Annotated in this window: 8 protein-coding genes; 6 read left to right on the forward strand and 2 right to left on the reverse strand. The window is 44.3% G+C overall.

What is annotated here, in order from left to right; all coding sequences use genetic code 11:
* Position 1: 1 nt before the first annotated feature.
* The 6 genes from AABA21_RS32410 (at position 2) to AABA21_RS32435 (ending at position 17,540) form a co-directional block, all read left to right on the forward strand.
* Positions 2-4,987, forward strand: coding sequence for an Eco57I restriction-modification methylase domain-containing protein (locus AABA21_RS32410; RefSeq protein ID WP_338256633.1), 4,986 nt, complete (start codon positions 2-4; stop codon positions 4,985-4,987).
* Between the two features lie 132 nt (positions 4,988-5,119).
* Entirely contained in the window at positions 5,120-10,522 is a 5,403-nt protein-coding gene (locus tag AABA21_RS32415; protein WP_338256634.1) for a DEAD/DEAH box helicase, read from the forward strand.
* A gap of 104 nt (positions 10,523-10,626) precedes the next feature.
* Complete coding sequence (locus tag AABA21_RS32420) at positions 10,627-12,099, forward strand: tetratricopeptide repeat protein (protein ID WP_338256636.1); 1,473 nt, start codon at positions 10,627-10,629, stop codon at positions 12,097-12,099.
* Between the two features lie 45 nt (positions 12,100-12,144).
* A complete protein-coding gene (locus tag AABA21_RS32425) occupies positions 12,145-14,259 on the forward strand; it encodes a type I restriction enzyme HsdR N-terminal domain-containing protein (protein ID WP_338256638.1) in 2,115 nt (704 codons plus the stop codon).
* 232 nt (positions 14,260-14,491) lie between these two features.
* Positions 14,492-16,531 carry a RecQ family ATP-dependent DNA helicase gene (locus AABA21_RS32430; RefSeq protein ID WP_338256639.1) on the forward strand — a complete coding sequence of 680 codons (2,040 nt, stop codon included), beginning with the start codon at positions 14,492-14,494 and terminating at the stop codon, positions 16,529-16,531.
* Positions 16,532-16,544: 13 nt separating this feature from the next.
* Complete coding sequence (locus AABA21_RS32435) at positions 16,545-17,540, forward strand: DNA-processing protein DprA (RefSeq protein WP_338256640.1); 996 nt, start codon at positions 16,545-16,547, stop codon at positions 17,538-17,540.
* A 214-nt stretch (positions 17,541-17,754) separates the two neighbouring features.
* Here the strand turns inward: AABA21_RS32435 and AABA21_RS39595 are convergent, their stop codons facing one another.
* Both AABA21_RS39595 and AABA21_RS32440 read right to left on the reverse strand, forming a co-directional pair.
* Positions 17,755-18,306: an ImmA/IrrE family metallo-endopeptidase gene (locus AABA21_RS39595; RefSeq protein ID WP_420917182.1), complete on the reverse strand. Its 552-nt coding sequence runs from the start codon at positions 18,304-18,306 to the stop codon at positions 17,755-17,757.
* Positions 18,307-18,672 carry a helix-turn-helix domain-containing protein gene (locus AABA21_RS32440; protein WP_338256641.1) on the reverse strand — a complete coding sequence of 122 codons (366 nt, stop codon included), beginning with the start codon at positions 18,670-18,672 and terminating at the stop codon, positions 18,307-18,309.
* Positions 18,673-18,814 lie beyond the last annotated feature (142 nt).

The following is an 18,814-nucleotide window of genomic DNA, read 5'->3' on the forward strand; positions in this document are numbered from 1 at the left end:
TATGCCAATAATGGCGACTGAAAAGCATGCATGGTGGTCTGATCTGCGTCATAATGGGATGCTTGTTGCACCTGCTCTGCTTGATGAATACTTTCCCGCTGGACCTGTTGAGCCAAGTCAATATCGCTATCAGAGACTACGTGAACGCTATACGATTTTTGATACCTGGTGGCGTAAAGAAGGATACGCCCGTGAGGGCTCACATCAGCCATTATATGATTGGCTTGATGGTGTGTTAGATATTTTTCTAGGGCATGAGGGTAAGCGCTGGCAAAAAGGAAACCATGTCTCCGCCACCTGGAAGCATACGACGTTTCAGGGAAGTACTCTTGCGCCTTCACGCGTGCTCTTCCTCGATATGTATAAGCAAGAAACAGCACAGTTGTTTGTTTGGGTTGAGCAGACGAGGCAGATCGGAATGGGCCAGGGCCGTACTGCATATGGGAAACTGCTGGAACTGTTGCGGGCTAAAAATGTAAAGCTGGGCCTGTTGACAAATGGTCGTCAGTTCCGCCTTTGCTATGCTGGGCAGGATTACGATTCCTGGGTGGAATGGGACGCTGATGCCTGGTTCGCGGAAGGTGAGTTGCGTCGCCAGCTCTATGGTTTTTACACTTTGCTCGGTTCCGCCGGAATGCAACCTACAGCCAGTAGTAAGGATGGCCGTTTTCCATTACTGGATGCGGCAGAAGCTTCTCGCTCACGCCAAGGCGAGCTATCGACGGTATTGGGTGAGCAGGTGCGCGAAGCGGTTGAGTTGTTGCTAAATGAACTGAATCGTGCTGCTCAGGAACATGGAGATATTCTCAAAGATGTTCGTCTAGCTCCTTCTGGGGAGGAGTTACCACAACGCCGTCTTCTGGAGGCCCTTTATCAGGCTGCAGTGCGCATAATTATGCGCCTGGTAATTATCTTCTTTGCCGAGGCGCGTGATCTTTTGCCGCGCTCATTGCCGATGTATCACGATGCCTATGGCCTGGAGGGACTCTATGAGCAATTGAACCGGGCTGTACAGTACGAAGGGCGCAAAACGTTAGAAGAGCGCGAAAGTGCCTGGGCCCGCCTATTGAGTCTTTTCCACGTCATTTATAATGGATCAGCGATTTCAATTCTACCAGTACAGACTTATGGTGGTCTGCTGTTCCGTCCCGGTGATCTCACGAGTTCTGATGCGATTCTGAGGGCAGTTGCGCTTTTTGAATCGCTGGAACATCTCTCAATTATGGATTCCACAGTTCTCCGCCTGCTCGAACTGCTCAAACGTGGCAAGGTCAGGATTAAACAGGGGCGTACGAGTCGCCTAGTCCCAGGCCCGGTGGACTTTTCAGAGTTAAGGACCGAGTATATCGGTCTGATGTATCAGGGCTTACTTGATTTCCATCTGCACATGGCTGATCAGCCGATGATCTTTCTTAATCTCGGCCAGGAACCAGTTCTGCCATTGAATGTGCTAGAGCAGATGCCCAATCAACAGCGCAAGGATTTATTAAAGAAGTTGAGCGCAGAGAGGAGTAGTGGCCCTGCTGTCTCAGATGAGGAAGACGAAGGAAAGAATGAAGAGCAGGATGTGACCGATGAGACCTTTCCTGATGAGACCGTAGCTGAAGATGAGGAGGTACTTGAGGATGAGGCGGGTAGTGTGCTTGAGAATGCAATCGTCGAGGACGAAGACACACTCTATGCGCGTGCGATGACCTGGGCCGAGCAGACGGTAGAGATTGTTGGTATGGTCAAGAAGCCACGGGGAAAGCAAAAAGGGGGCGATTCTCCCTATCAGCAAGAGCGTGTGAAGGCTGCGAAAAAGCTGATTAAACGCACACTCAATGTCAATGAATTCTATCTAATTCGACGTGGTGGCACTCGTAAGGGATCGGGAACCTTCTATACGCGACCGCAACTGTCCGTTCCGATTGCCTGGCGGACTTTGGAACCGCTGGCCTATATGGATGGCGAGGATGGAAAACGTATTCCCCGCAGGCCGGAGGAGATTCTCTCGGTAAAGGTTTGTGATCCTGCCTGCGGCTCAGCCTCCTTTTTAGTGGCGGCCTTGCACTATCTGACCAATGCCCTTTATGACTCGTTGGTTTATTACTATCAGATCGATGAGTTACCAGAGCCAGAGCAAGGGCGTATAATCCGTACCATGCCTTATGGTAAGCCGTCCAGAGCGTTGGTTCATGAAGAGTTGCTCCCTATCACCCCGAAGTATACGAACTTTGAGACGCGCACCAAGGCTAGTTTGCGCCGTCACATTGTGGAGCATTGTATCTACGGAGTCGATCTCTCGCCGCTTGCCGTTGAACTGGCTCGCATGAGTTTATGGATCGAAACATTGGACTATAAGCTGCCTTTCACTTTTCTAGATCATAAAATCAAAGTTGGCAATGCGCTTGTTGGTACATGGTTTGATACTTTCCGTGAATATCCGATCATGGCCTGGATGCGTGAAGGAGGCGATACCGGCCACAGAAATGGAGTCCATTATAAACAGGAAGAATGGACAAGAGCAATTAAAGAGGAACGCAATGAGGTCATCAAACCAGCATTGATTCGGCAAATTGAGTCAAGTGGTCAACAGTTGTTGCTCTTCGAGGAAGACCGCCAAGTAACACCAGAAAATCTGTATTCTGAGATTACCTTTGAGATGGAACAGATTCACTTGTTACCAGTTGAGTCGGCCGACGAGCGCGAGGAACGTTACCAGGAATTACAGCAGCGCTCAGGATATCAAGAGCTAAAATTGGCGTTTGATTGCTGGTGCGCTATCTGGTTCTGGCCCGCTGATAAACTGGGTGAAGTGCCTACTCCTGCCAATTTATATCAATTACCAACAGAAACTAGACAACAAGTGAAGCAACTAGCTGAAGAACACCATTTTTTTCACTGGGAACTAGAGTTTCCTGATGTGTTTGCGCGTGATGGGCATGGTTTCGATGCTATTCTAGCGAATCCCCCTTGGGATATTATTACAAGAGCACAATCTTTGGAGTTTTTTACAAATTATGATCCCCTTTATCGTACTTATGGAAGACAAGAAGCATTAAATGCCCAAAAGCGTCTTTTTTTGGACAATTCCGTTATTGAAAGAGAATGGCTACTATATCAAGCGTATTCAAAATGTATAACTAATTGGGCGAAATATGCTGGGTCGCCCTTTGGTGATCCAGAAATTGATGCAACGAATTCTTTTTCTCTTAAAACTGGGAGGAAAGGAAATTTGTTGCATCATCAGTGGAGACAGCGGCGCAAAATCGTTTCTGGCTATTCAGATCGTAATCATCCTTTTCGCTACCAGGTTGTAGTAGCTCTCAATACGTATAAGATGTTTCTGGAGTTATCTCACCATATACTTAAGCAAAAAGGACAATTGGGAACACTAGTCCCATCGGGTATTTATACTGATCAAGGATCAAAAGCATTAAGAGTGTTGTTTTTGGATAAATGCGATTGGAAATGGCTTTTTGGTTTTATCAATTGGCAACGCATTTTTGATATAGACAGTCGATTTAAGTTTGTAGTAGTTCTCTTAGAAAAAGGAGGAAAGACCCAATCGCTAAAAGTTGTATTTAACCGCGCTAATATAGCAGATTTGGAGCAAACTACTGTTTTAGAATTAGAATTTCCACGTAAACAGATAGAGCAATTTAGTCCAAAATCGCTAATAATTGTCGAACCACAAACTGAACGTGATCTTAATGTACTGGAAAAATTATATGCCAATGCAGTGCTCCTCGATGATCAAAATGAGCAATCTTGGCAGCTTCAATACTCTAGAGAGTTGAATATGACTGATGATTCAGCTCTTTTCCCTCCTTTACCAAGGTGGCTTAATGATGGTTATCGATCAGATAACTATGGCCGATGGCTTGATTCCAAGGGAAATATTGCTCTCCCTCTATACGAGGGTCGTATGATTGGTGCTTTTGATCCAAGTGAAAAAGGTTGGGTAAGTGGCAAAGGTCGTACTGCTGTTTGGCGAAAAATACCTATGGATAAAAAAATTATCGAGCCTCAGTATCTTTTATCACAGGAGACATACACAGGACGTGTAGGCGTTTCTAAAGGCAATAAGATTAGCTTTATGCGCGTATCATCGGCCACGAATACTCGTTCTATGTATGCAACATTCGTTCACAACATTCCTTGTGTTTATACGGCTCCTACCTTGCTTCCTGCGAAAAATGATGCTCTCGCAGTTCTTTTTGTTGTTTCTTGTCTTAATTCCTTTGCTTATGATTATATGTTACGTTGTCGTTTTGGTGGCCTCGATTTAAGCTATTTCGTTATCGCCGAAACACCTCTCATCCCACCGGTGCGCATACAACCCACTATTTGCGCACAACTGGCGGCACGGCTGAACTTCATCGTGCCATCGTTTGCCCCACAGTGGCTTGAGGTGCGCCAAGCATACCCTCAGCTTGGACAGCAGCACTGGCGTCAACTTTGGGCCATCACGTCACATGAACGGTTACGTCTACGCTGTATGCTGGATGCCATCATTGCAGAACTATATGGATTGGATTATGATGACTTCGCCTGGATTCTACGTGACGATTTGACAAATCCAAAGGGTTTCTGGCGTGTAGATAAAGAGAAGCCCAAAGAGCTGCGCCATACAACACTGGCTCTGGCAGCATTTGCTCGTCTAAAAGAGGTTGGTTTAGATGCATTCCAGCTAGAGGACTGGCAGTTCCCACCCGAGGTCGCAACACAACTCGGCCCACGTTTCACTTCCTGGCAAAAAGAAGGGACAGTCGAGGAAAGTTGGCAGGAGTGTGAAATGCATGCCCACAAGGTGAAAGAACTACTTCCAATGCCGCCAGCATATGAAGTCTCAACAGAAGCCGAAACCGGTAATCATAAAATGAGTAAAACGAATGGCAAGCAAAATAGTAGGACTATGTGGGCTGATGATCGGCCTCAACAATTGAGCATGCTGGAGCCAGACCATCAACAACTCAGCTTCTTTGATATACAGGAGGAATGATATCTTGCTTGTTTGTGTGGACAAATAGCAAGCATTGTATTCGTTTAGCTAATAGCAGAGTACAACATAGACAACGATTAATAGATGTTGGAGGTGGTGGATATGTGGAAAGGGTTTGAAAGGATGCAACCAATGACGATGACGACCATCAACCCTGTCTATTTTGCTAGTCAGGTCAACAAGCAATTTCTGGATTATCAGTTGACAGCATTCCCTTTGACTGATCCCGATCTGGCAACACAGGCACGAACTTTGTTACGTGGTGAGATGGGACGCTCACCATTGATTCAAGGCCCCTATGTCTCGCTGAGTAAGGCGTTTGAGCAAGGACGTGACTTGCGCGATCTGGCCCGGGAAGGATTAGCACACCCAGCACTTCCCGGTCTGACAACTTATCCATCTCTTTTCGCCCATCAAGATGAGGCGTATCGCCAGGTCAAGGATGAGAAGCATTGCCTGATTGCTACTGGTACTGGTTCGGGTAAAACAGAATCATTTCTCTATCCAATTCTGGATCACTGCCTCCACTTGCGTGATGACCATGCTCCTGAAGGAATCGTTGCTGTTCTTGTCTATCCAATGAACGCGCTGGCGCTAGACCAACTAGGGCGCTTACGGCAAATGCTCGTTGGTTCCGGTATCTCCTTTGGTATGTATGTGGGTACTACAGCTGCCAGCCAGGGTGAGGTACGTGATATCGTTCGCTTGAAAGAAGGGGACGGGCGCGCAGCTTACGAGAAGAAAATGCGTGATAGAAAACACGAACATCTAATCATCTCGCCATACGAAGAGCGCTTGACTGAGCAAGATATGGTTACCAGTCCCCCACGCATTCTCCTTACCAATATCAATCAGCTTGAATTATTGCTCACGCGTGGTAAAGATCTCGGCTTATTTGTCGATGCACCGCTCAAGTACCTGGTATTTGATGAAGCACATACCTATACTGGCGCCATCGGTGCAGAAGTTTCCTGCCTGATTCGGCGGTTGCGAGCATTTTGTAGTAAGAGCGCTGATGATGTCATCTGTATTGGCACCTCAGCTACTGTAACAGATCTGAACTCTGAAGATGGTGAGGAAGCGGCTTATCAGTTTGCACATCGTTTCTTTGGAGTGGATCCCAAACGTGTTGCCTTGGTGCGTGAACACTATCAGCAAACGATTTTCCCATCTCGCCGTCATATCCCTCAACCACCGCAAGACAGTATCGCACTGCTTGATACCATCTTACAGGCATTAGAGCATGAGCGAATAGAGCAACTACGGGAAGCCGTCAAAATACTGACTGGCAGATCATTCCCTGAAGAGATGGAACCCTTCTGGCCTGAAGCACTCTATGAACATCTCAAACATAGTGAGTATATCTATGCACTCTTTCAGCACCTGGATCAGCCATTGTATCTCCAGGAGGCTGCTCAGCGTATCCAACTGCATCTGGGCCGTAAAACACTGGTTGTCAATGAGCAGACACACGGTGAGCTTTTATGTTATCTAGCCTTGGGTGCGGCCGCTGAAAAGGATGGTAGTCCGCTCCTACGCCCAAAAGTTCACTACTTTCTCAAGGGCTTGGAAGGTGCAGTTCTGGCCTTTGCACGTGAATCACATGAGTCAGGCCAGGATTTCCGTGCGAAATTGCATCTCTCGCTGGCCGAAGCCATGCAACGTGAGGGAATTGAGCCAGCGGCCTGTCCTACATTGTTGGTCTGCCAGAACTGCGGTCAGCACTATCTTGAAGGGCACTATCGCGAGTTTCTATTTGAGAATGGCAAGTTGTATGGCGGTTTGCTGGAAGGTGACAATACCATCTGGCCACTGGCTGATGATAGTGAAGGTGGTCAACGCGTACTCTTCACCAATCGTTTCGCTTCAGAAATAGATGCCGATGATGATCTGGCGTCCCAGCGTCTGGATAAGCGGCGGCGCCAACTCTATTTCTGCCATTATTGTGGGACACTGCATCTTGAGCAGGGTAATTGTCAGGCACCGATGTGTAAACGACAGGGACCTCTTGTGCCTATCTGGATCATTCAACTGAGCGAGCGAGGAAAGCTCCAGGTGTGTCCAAGTTGCGGACAGCGCAGCAACAATGTTGGAGAGCGGGTAATAGAACCGATCAAACCCTTGCGCGCCATTACCGTTGCCGATGTGCATATTCTGGCCCAGAACATGGTAAACGCATTGGAAGGCCCGCAACAAAAGCTCATCGTCTTTAGTGATAACCGTCAGGACGCGGCTTTCCAGGCGGGATGGATGCAAGACCACGCGCGTCGTTATCGTCTGCGCCACCTGATCTATGACTTCCTACGAGAACGATCTGATCCTAGTTCGATTACCGACATTCGAGAGTACCTGCTATCCCGCTTTCACCTGGACCGCTCGCTTGCGCGCGTGCTGGCGCCAGAGGTCTTTAGTGGTCGAGCTGACGAAGCTTACGGAAAAGCACTGGACCAGCAGCTCAGTTATTATCTCCATATTATGCTGATGCGTGAATGGACTACCAGTTTTAAGCAGCGTGACAGTCTGGAGACCTGGGGAAAAGCGCGTGTTGTATATTACAACGTCAGTGCCGATCATCCCTGGATACAAGAGTGGGCGCAACGTCTGCATCTTCCAGCCATAGAGCTGGCTGAGGGCATATCCTCCCTACTGGATGCCTATCGTCGTAATCGTCTCTTTTATGACAGTAACGCGCCTATTTTTAGTCGCTACTGGCGTGAGGGAGATGACGAGGTGCAGCGCGGCTATCTTCCATTCTTTGATTTTCCCCCCAAGGGCTTAAAATTCCGACGTGAAGAAGGGGACCGGGAAATCTATGTTGTCCAGTTTCAATCAGAGCGTGGCCAGACCCTGACACAGAACTATATCAGCAAGTGGAATCTTCCACTCAAGCAGCGTGAGCCGTTTATGGAGGCGTTCTGGTCATTTCTCATTGATGGGGTTAGTGTCCTTAAACCAGTCGAATTAATCGGAGCACGACAGCGCGTTCTGCCGGGATCAAATGGAGTATTCCAGCTTGCTTCAACTCAGGTCGGTTTTCAAATTCAGCATGAACGCTATCGATGTAATGTATGTCAGCGAGTGCACACGCGTATAGGACCTAACGCAGCCTGCACAGCTATGCATTGTAAGGGAACATTGCAGCGCGAGGAACCACCAGTTGACGATTATAACGTCGCGATGCTGGATATGCCTTTCTCCATGCTTACTGCGCAGGAACATTCCGCCCAAGTGCCTCCAAAAGACCGCGAAAAGATCGAGGAAGAATTTAAAAAGGCGGATGGTAGGTACAATTGCCTGGTCGCTACCCCAACCTTAGAGATGGGCGTTGATATCGGTGCACTCGATATGGTGTTGTTACGCAACGTTCCCCCCAAACCATCAAACTACTGGCAGCGCGCGGGACGTGCTGGGCGTCGTCACCGTATGGCGGTAGTCTATACATACTGTCGGCGTAGCAACCATGACTCCTACTTCTTTGAAGATCCTGCGCGTATGCTCAGTGGACGAATAGAGACGCCGCGCTTTAATCTGCATAATGAAGTCATGTTGCGAAAACATGTGCATGCTGCGGTATTATCCGAACTCTTGCGCCTCTCCCACCACCCGAGTTCGATATATCGATTGAATGATGCTGAAGTCCAGGCTATCCAATCCGCCCGGGAGCAGGCTTTCCCGAACTATATTGCAACCTACCTGTTTGAGGATGGCAATGCATATCGCCAGCAGCCATACCAGGTGACAGAACTAGCAGCAATTATCGAGCGACACCTACCGCATCTTTTACAGACGGTACAATCTATCTTTGCTCACTATTGGCCTGCAGCAGATCAATATGTCGTAAGAACCGAGACGCTGGAGTTGTACATTCGCCAACTGCCAGAACGTTTGCAAGAGGTTATTGAGCGTTTGCACAATCGTCTGCTCTGGGCAATCAACGTTCAAGAACGTTTATTAAGCGCGCAGCTGCGTGGACTATTAGAACCCGACGAGGATCGCATGTTGGCACGCTGTAAACGCTATCTTCATCAGCTAGCACAGCATGACATCAACACGTATGCCCTTTCAGTACTTGCTGTAGAAGGATTTCTGCCAGGATATGGTACATACGAGACAGGTATCAAAGCTTTTGCAAGCCGGACGAATCTAGGAGCAGAACGGAAACGGGATTTTGAGCTTACCCGTATTCCCATGATGGCTCTGCGCGAATATGTGCCTGGTAACCTTATCTATGCCAATGGTGGCCGTTTCAAAGTTGCGCTGTACCATTTCCCAATCGGAGAGCGTCAAAGCGAAATGGAGCGTTACCGGGTAAATATTGAGCAGGAGCGCATCAGAGAAGTAGGAAGTGATACCACAGATGGCCAGTATAACACTGGCAGCTTGAATGCTTTGCTGACTGGACTGCCGATCTGTGATGTTGATCTCTCGTATATTTCACGTATCAGCGATGAAGAGGCTAACCGATTCCAACTGCCTGTCGCAGCATTAGGTTATCTCAAGCAAACGCATCGTGGTGGCTATGTCTATACCCTCGATAAACGGGAACTTCAACATCGTTTTGGACAACACATACGATTAGTCAATGTTGGACCTGCAGATAGAGCCAGGCGGGGAGAGTTAGGGTATCCCATCTGTACAGTGTGTGGTGCAGTGCGTTCTCCATATGCCTCGGATCGCGAACTAGAGCACTTTCTCAAAATCCATAAAGAGCGTTGTGGACGAGAACCAGAGAATATAGCATTGACCACAGATAGTCATGTTGATGGCGTGCTCTTCCAGGGTTTGCAAGATCGAGAGGCTGCGGTCAACTTTGGAGAAGCTGTGCGTATCGGGGCTGCCCAGGTACTGGAGATGGAGAGCCAGGATCTGCAACTCCTCTTGCTCCCTCAATCCGATGGAAGCTATCATCTCTTTCTCTACGATCCCATGCCCGGTGGTTCAGGACTGCTCCAGCAGTTGCTGGATCAATGGGATCCTATCCTTGAGAGCGGGACTCATAGCCTGAGTAACTGCGAATCGCACTGCAAAAAGAGCTGCTACAACTGCATGCGCACATATCGCAATGTTTTCTATCATGATTTGCTGGATCGATATGTTGCCATACAACAATTGCAAAAATATCGAGGTGATCTCAAACAAGAACGTGAATTGCCACCACTCCAAGAAAACGCAACAAATGGCAACACGCAACCCACCAATCGAGGAGAGCAAGCATTAGCAGAGATGATACTTCAGGCAGGTTTACCAGGCTTCGAGCATCAACACCGTATTGATCTAGGCAAACCTCTCGGAGCCACAGTACCAGATCTCTTCTTTGATGATCCGGTTAGTGGCATGCAACTCGCAATCTACCTCGATGGACTTTCCAAAGGCATACATGGCAACGATAAGCGGCAACAAATGGACCGCATGATTCGGGAGAGCCTGGAGATGGAAGGTGTTGATGTACTTGAGATTGCTGCTTCGGATCTGGATGATCCCGAAGCAATGAAACGGCACCTCAAGCGTATTAGCATGAAGCTCCGCAGGCGATAAACGTTACCATTATCTCCTTAGTGCTTCGAATAGATCTCATCCAATTTAAATATACCAAATACAGGATTTAACTCTTACTTAAATATTATTAAGGGGTTATGACTATGTTTGAAAAAGCGAAGCATCTCAAACCTGATGCTCTTATTGATAAAGCCTTGGCACTATATAAACTTGGGCTTTATGATGAGGTTATTATTGTATATACGCAGGCAATTCAAATCAATAGCAAACTATCCAGAGCTTATCATGGACGTGCGTTAGCACACTTAGCCCTTGGAAATTATGAAGCCGCAATTGAAGATTGTTCTCAAGCTATAACATATAATAATATGGAACATAAATTATACATTACAAAAGGTAATATTTATTTCGCACTCCATCGATACGGAGAGGCAGGGAATGCGTATAATGCAGCGATTAGATTAGATTCTAAAAACATTGGTGTAAGTGTCAATAAAGGGAGAGAACTTATAGAAGAGGGGGAAGAACTCTTTGAGCTTCGGAAATATGATGAAGCATTTTTAGCTTATGATCATGCCCTATTTTTCCACTTAATTGATGTAGAAAAGAAACGTGTTAATGCAATAAAGGGAAATATCATGGCAGAAAAAGGCAAAGAGCTTTTTGAACTTAAAAATTATAAAGCGTCTAGTGTTGCTTTTTGGCGAGCTATTGAATGTAACCCTTCTATCCAAAACATCTATGCCGAGAAAGGGCAGTTTTTATTGAATGAAGCAAACACTTTTGTTAAACAAGGAAATCATCGAAAATCTCTTGAAGTTTATAATAATATAATATCTTTTGGATATGAATTGAAAAAAGCTTTTATATCTATTATGGAATTAGAAATCGCTGTTAATGATATAGAAGAGATCCTCAATTCATATAATATTATAAAAAGCATTTATGGCAATTGTTGTCAACTAGAAACTGAGGGCGACTCTTTAGTAGAAGCTTTTATTCAAGCTGTTGAACGTGGATGCAAATTAATAGACGCTTATAATACTTTTATCCAGGCTGTTTTACGCAAAGGCAATAACTATTTTAAACAAGAGTCATATGAAGAGGCACTTAATATATATAACATATCTCTATCTATCTGTAAGGATACCAAAAGTATTCTAAGTAAACAACACGAACATACTAACTACTGTTTATTAAAAGGGAAAATTCTTACTGCTATTGGAGATGCTCTCTTTGCCCGCGGGCACTATAAAAATGCTAATTCAACCTACAAACAAGCATCTTCATTATATAGGGATATCGCTTCCTCATATAAGTTCACAAGATTATTTGATATCGCAAGTGAAAAGATTGAATCTCTGAAAGAGAAGTCTGAAAAGTGTCTTGAGTGTTTAAAAAGCGCTCATAAAATAATGGCTAAGTCAAATACAGGCGAAGAACTGGGGCTCGACTATTCCGGAATAATGCCTGATGCATATGAGAGCACAGAAAAAGTAGATTCCAGTTTTGAAGAGGAAATAAGCGATCCTGATGACTATGACGAAAATTATAATCAATATTCTCATTTAGACTTGGGAGACGAGGTTGACAAATATAATGAACGCTTAGGATAGGCCTGGGAAATGTTATTCTATTATAGAAAGAGTGGAATTCAATAAATGTCTAATACTCAGTTCATCGAATGGGTAAGATCATTTAATTCAAATGTATTGCAAAACGAAGATGATGTCGAAACAAAATTTATCTTACCGCTCTTTAAGCATCTAGGTTACCCCGATAATCATCGTCGCGGGAAGTATTCCATCCAGGGTTATCAGCCTGGAAAAAATAAAATAGGAAGAAAGCCTGAAATTGATCAGATCTATTTTTCCACAGAAGAAAAAAATAAACAAGACAAAGAGACGTCTCTGATTCTTATTGAGGCAAAGGAACCACGAGAGAAGAACCTGACAGATGCTATACATCAGGCTGAGTTTTACGGGCATTTTCTCGAACCTCTCCTTCTTTTCATTACAAATGGACAACACATCCATGTTCTTAAACGGCACCGTTTTCGTGATAATGAGCAGGTGTTTAACTTTTCTGTCCAGGAGCTTTGGAATGACTCAATAGCAAATGATTTTTATAATCAACTTCATTACGAATATATCAAACATTTAAAATTAGAGACTATAGATGTTCTTACTCATAAGCTTTCTATAGACTTGCTCAATGCATATAAGCGCTATCCGGATTTGCAAAATCAACTCGTCAAAGGAGATTTTACCCCACAGACACGTGAAGACCGAAACAGTTTTGTCTTTATCCGACCGACGGTGGCCATAACATGTACATTACCGATAGCTTTTGAAGAGGGAAATTGCTCCATAGAATTTAGTAACATCATGCTAAGGGGGCTTACCTGTTATCTTTCACATAAAGATATCCTTATGCTCTTCTCGCCAGGTCTAGGAACCCCTCCCGCTCAAGGAGAGAGACGTTTTCTACGCCAGACTGAAGGTAATTGGTTTGAAGCCAGGTTAGGCCAAACAACAGTTCTCCTCTCAGAAAGAGAGGCAAGTGAGTTATGTGATGCTATTGATGGTGTTTTTCAAAGATATAAAGCGAATATAGTAAAGGCTGCAAATATCTTAGAAATTCATGAATACTCAACGGTTTCTATACAGAATATGATTGGGTTTCCTTTATTTGCAGTGGATCGCTGGCTATGGAATTTGATGAAGCTCTTCACTGAACTGTTTTTGTATTCTCCAAAGAAGTCACCAGGATATCTCTTTTCCTCGTCCGGGATGGAGATACAAATATGCAACAAAGCACGACGTGACCACACACTTATCTGGCCTAGAGTTGATACAACGGATACCTCTCCATCGGGAAATAGCGGCATTCAAATCCTATATGTTGATCCAATAACCTACCACCATACAATCTATCACGATAGCTGGGAGAACACAAAAGATCAATCAGAAGAACCCTCTTTTGAGCAAGTAGGTCCTTTGGGTATATGGACAGCAAAATATACAGAAAAGTGGCTACTCAGACAATTTATTCCAGTCATCTTCGACACCTTTCTCCACCAATCTCATCATTCAGAAAGCATCCTTAAGCCATTACAGACTATTCTCCCACCAGCTATTTGGGCACGCTACAAAAAAAGTGGTCTAACGGCAGAACAAATAAAAACTACTATGGAAAGTGCAATTCATGATTATCATAAAGAGATATACTCACCAGATGAACATAAGTACGTATCAGCTGATCCATTTCGGGATAACTATATTCCGTTTGAAAGCATAAAGAGCCCAAAAGAGCTTGCACCCTATATAGCTTGCATAGAGACAATGTTCACAAATCATCATGCTCAACTAAACACTATTCTATCGAACATCCTGCAGCCCTATTATGCTTCATTGGCTCAGATAATACGACGTGAGGAACCAAATCCATTAGGTACAGAGTACATGAAGTCAAAATTGCGTTATGTTCAAAGGCTAAGACAAGCAAAGAATATTGAGGAGCAACCCAACGATTTATTAACCCACGAAAAGATCCTGGACTATCTCGATCAACAGGTTATTCTAATTAACCACATGGATTACGAAGATAAAAGAGTTGCGGCCATGCTTTCACGCATCTTATCAGTAGCCCTTAAAGAGGGGGTATTTGATCTCCAGCAAAAGCACCTCAACACATTAATAGAAGCATTCAAACCATTGTATGAGCAATATTGCTTTGAGGCACAATTTGTAGAAAACCTCTTTTATGAAGAATGAATTATTCTAAACAAAAAATCATACCGAGGAAAGAAAAAATTCCCTTAGCACTTCAGCGTGATGTTTTAAACGTTATGTCAGTTTTTTCAAGGGTTTCTTAGACAACTTTGCTTGTTAGCTTATTCAAGAAAACCCACTATTAGAGTTTTCTATTAATAATGAGCGTAATGATAGTAATTTTTTATTTATATATTTATTGGAGCCTGCAAATTATTTGCTAGAAAGGTTTACCATGACCATTGAACTTATACAGGAGAATAATTCGTTAGAAACAACTTTGGTAGAAAGATTTCATATTAATACCGGTTTCCATGATGGACAACGTGACATTATTGAACGGCTTATTCAAGGTAAGCGTGTTCTTGCCATTCAGCGTACAGGCTGGGGGAAATCACTTTGCTATCAGATGGCTAGCCTTTACTACTCGGGCCTTACAATTGTTTTTTCACCCCTCAAAGCTCTTATGCGAGACCAGTGCTTGCGGTGCACGAAAAATTATGGTATCCCAGCCGAAATTGTTAGTTCTGACTTTAGTGAAGAGCAAAATACTGCAGTGCTTCTTAAAGCAATAAATAAGCATATAAAAATTCTGTTCATTTCGCCTGAGCGCTTAGACAACCTTAACTGGCAAAAACATGTTACCGAAATGAGTATCAGCATGGTAGTTATTGATGAAGCCCATTGTATATCTACATGGGGACATGATTTTCGTCCTAGCTACCGTCGAATCTCTAATTTATTGCGTTTCCTTCCTGAAAACACACCGGTACTTGCTCTTACTGCTACCGCGAACAAAAGAGTTGAAGAGGATATTCTGTTCCAGGTCGGAGACAATACGGAAGTTATACGTGGTACTATGAAGCGCCCAAATTTAAGCTTAGAGGTGGTTTCCCTTAATGGAAATCAAACTAAACTAGACTACTTAGGAGCGATTCTTCCCCAACTGCCAGGAACTGGTATTGTTTATACTGCAACTAGAAAAGATGCGGCATTAGTGGCTTCTTTTCTACGACATAAAGGCATCGATTCTCGGTACTATCATGCAGGATTAGATAATAATGTAAGGCAGGAAATAGAACTTGAATTGTACCAAAACCAGCGTAAAGTTTTTTGCTCAACAAGTGCGCTTGGCATGGGTATAGATAAATCAGATTTACGTTTTGTTATACATTATCATTTTCCCTCATCTCCTATATACTATTATCAGGAAATTGGTCGAGCAGGACGTGATGGAGAATCGTCCCATTGCATCCTGCTTTATGACCAAAAGGATATAGAGATACAAGAGCACCTAATACACATTGCAAAATCAAAAGAGCAGCACTATGATATGGTGCTTACTGCCATACGGCAATCTTTAGTACAGGGCTTAAGAGAAAGGGATATTCTTTTAAAGGTGCCTATCCCCTCTCAAAATGCGCTAAGGAAAATATTATCTGATTTACAGGATCAAGAGCTTGTCGAACAGAAAAATGGTTATTATAAAGCAACACCCCAATTAAAGCAGGTAAACTTCTCGTATGATGATGCCGCACTACAGCATAAGTCACAAGAGCTACAAGAGATGATAAACTACGCTAACATAAATACATGTTATATGAATTTCTTGTCAAAATACTTAGGAGATTTAGAAAATGATCCATGTGGAAATTGTAGCCACTGCACAGGAGTAACATTGCCATTTGTAGCGCCCCTTGCCGGTATGCAACAGGATATCTTTGAAGAGAAATTTTTACCTCCCATTGAGAAACGAAGTAATCAAATTGCTCAGCATGAGGCTGGTTACTCTCTAGCCTACTACCAGAACAGTAAAATTGGGTCTCTCGTTCACCGCAGCAAATATAAAAACGGCGGTCCGTTCCCCGATGAGCTTGTACAGCGGGCGGTGGAAGTCATACGTGAACAATATCCATTGCATCTTATTGACATAATCACAAGTATTCCTCCCACAAAAAGCGGAGACCTTGTGGAGACGTTTGCCAAAAGCATAGCAGACATGTTATCTATAACATATGTTCGTGCTTTAAGAAAAGCCCGGGAGACAAGAGAGCAAAAGGAGTTCGTTAATAAAGTCCAAAAAGAACGTAATATCAAGAATGCATTCGTCGTATCCACACCACAGCTAGTGATTGGGCGTACGCTCTTACTTGTAGACGATATCTATGATTCTGGATACACCATACAAACAGCTGCGCAGGAACTAAGAAAAACAGGGGCATTAGCCGTGTATCCATTCACGATTACACGTACATCTCATTCGGATGATCAATAAAGGAGAACCATATATGAACGCAAGAGAGCAAGCATGCTGGCTTGCATTAGTCTTTGAAAGCAGATTGTCAATACGTACGATTAATGACATTCTAGTCATCTGGTGCAAACAGCTAAAGCGAACGCTAGGAGATTTGTTTGCTGCTGATTCGCGAGAATGGCGAGATTCTTGCCATCTGAAAGATGATTTCATCAAAAAACTCGAACGTGCAAAAGAGAAATTGGTAGCGCAAGCATTTCTAGTCGAACAATTGCAACACGCAGGTATCTCGATGATGACAGTGCTAGATGAACACTATCCCAAATCTTTGAAATTAGCTCTTGATCGTACTCATATACCTCCAATACTCTTTTATGCCGGTGATGTAGACATTTTAAAATATCCAACTGCCGCTATTATCGGATCACGTAACGCGAGCGAAACTAGTCTGAATTTCACAAAGACGATCTCCCAATATCTAGCTAGCAATAATGTAAATGTGATTAGCGGTTACGCTCGTGGCGTGGATCGTGCGGCATATGAAGGCGCAATAATAACACAAGGGTATACAACGGTTGTATTACCTCAAGGCATTCGTAAATTGAGTCAGGCACAACTACGTAGCCTGCAGCCAAAAATTGAATCTGAAAAGGTTCTATTGTTAAGCCAATTTCATCCCGATGCTCCTTGGATGGTAAGCCGTGCAATGGAACGCAACAAAGTGGTTACTGGTTTAGCTCAAGTGGTCGTAGTAGCTGAGTCAGATACGAAAGGTGGCACATGGGACGGTGCAATTGGCGCGCTTAAACAAAAGCGTCTGTTGTTCGTGAGACAGTCAAATGACGAAGATACATTACCAGGCAACAAGTTGCTATTAGCGAGAGGCGGAAAATCACTGTGCTGGCCAACCACGAATGTCAACGATACATTTGCCCCACTGTTTGAAACAATCCAATCCTTACATCAATACCAACGTGACGCAGCACCACCTCCCAGTCAACTTCCACTCATGACTATCGATCAGGAGTAGACCAATGAGCTTGCCGCTTTAGAGAAAGCTGACGACTTCAGCACAAATATACATAGTCAAGGCAAGCTCATGCTTAAATCTTCCCAAAGGAAAGATGTGAACAATTATCTATTTCATAGATGCCAGTCCTGGATTTATGAAAAGGAGCCAAAAATCACATCTCCTTTCCACTACCCTCCGAATGGATAAAGAAACCACATTGCAAATGGTAAAATCATCTCTTACTATATCCAGTCATATTGCACCGATATCGAACCATTTGTGAACTAGCTCCAAAGTGTTTGGCTATTTCCCTCCGCGTCATATTGCGCTGAAATGCCCAGTCGAGTCCTCTAGCCGTAATCTGCAGGCATCCACCTAGATATTCAGCCGCTTTTTCATCTGCTGTGCGGTACTCACGTACGGGGATGGTTCCCGATACCTGATGGAACCGAATTGGCTGATGGCCAAGCAACAGATGAGCCAGTTCATGCATTACATCCGACTCATGCCGTGTAGTTGCATGGGTTGGGTTGTAGATGACTATATGTTTACCCTGGCTTACAGGCAAGGTTATCGCTGACCAAGCAGACTCTTCTTCTAGCAAACGTTGGAGTATTTGTGCCTCTATCCCAGGAATTTCTGTTGGACTGAACACAGGGATTTCCAGATGCTGGGCTAAACGTTGAGATGGCAGAGGATCGTACGCATACAAACCCAACTCTCTCCGCCAGCGCACACCCTCATTCTCACACCAATCTCTTAAACTTCTCTCCAAACCTCTCATCTACTCTTGCCCTAATTTTCCCTCAGTTGCAGCTTTATACGCTGCCTTCATCAGTTTTGCCAGGGCATCCGCAGTCTCAGGGGCCAATTCTCGGTCTGCACGAAGATATCCTTCAATACGATCAATAGTACTCGCTTCATTTTCTTGCCGATCATCCGTTTCTTTAATAAACTCCTCTGAGGAAACTTGCAGCCAATCACAGATGCGCAGAAAGGTATCCATGTCGGGCACTTTCCCATTCTCGATGCGAGATAATGTTGAGGGACTTACCTCTCCTATTTCCTGGGCAACTTCTCGTAACCCCCGATTACCACGCTTGGTCTTGACCCGAGCCGCTAGATATTGCGTGTCTAAGACTTTTGCCATTGCTTTCCCCTATTTAGCCTGTATTCTTTAGGAAACACTGTTTCATACATTGCACAATCGGCAAAAATACTGTATACTCTTCTCTAATGTTTCATATAAGAAACATTGTACCATCGCTAGTACAAATGATCAAGTACGAAAG

Source organism: Dictyobacter halimunensis (assembly GCF_036245075.1).

Coding starts and splice junctions, on each gene's coding strand:
- AABA21_RS32440 (WP_338256641.1), bottom strand. CDS start 18,672: ATGGCAAAAGTCTTAGACACGCAATATCTAGCGGCTCGGGTCAAGACC.
- AABA21_RS32410 (WP_338256633.1), top strand. CDS start 2: ATGCCAATAATGGCGACTGAAAAGCATGCATGGTGGTCTGATCTGCGT.
- AABA21_RS32435 (WP_338256640.1), top strand. CDS start 16,545: ATGAACGCAAGAGAGCAAGCATGCTGGCTTGCATTAGTCTTTGAAAGC.
- AABA21_RS32425 (WP_338256638.1), top strand. CDS start 12,145: ATGTCTAATACTCAGTTCATCGAATGGGTAAGATCATTTAATTCAAAT.
- AABA21_RS32430 (WP_338256639.1), top strand. CDS start 14,492: ATGACCATTGAACTTATACAGGAGAATAATTCGTTAGAAACAACTTTG.
- AABA21_RS39595 (WP_420917182.1), bottom strand. CDS start 18,306: ATGAGAGGTTTGGAGAGAAGTTTAAGAGATTGGTGTGAGAATGAGGGT.
- AABA21_RS32415 (WP_338256634.1), top strand. CDS start 5,120: ATGACGATGACGACCATCAACCCTGTCTATTTTGCTAGTCAGGTCAAC.
- AABA21_RS32420 (WP_338256636.1), top strand. CDS start 10,627: ATGTTTGAAAAAGCGAAGCATCTCAAACCTGATGCTCTTATTGATAAA.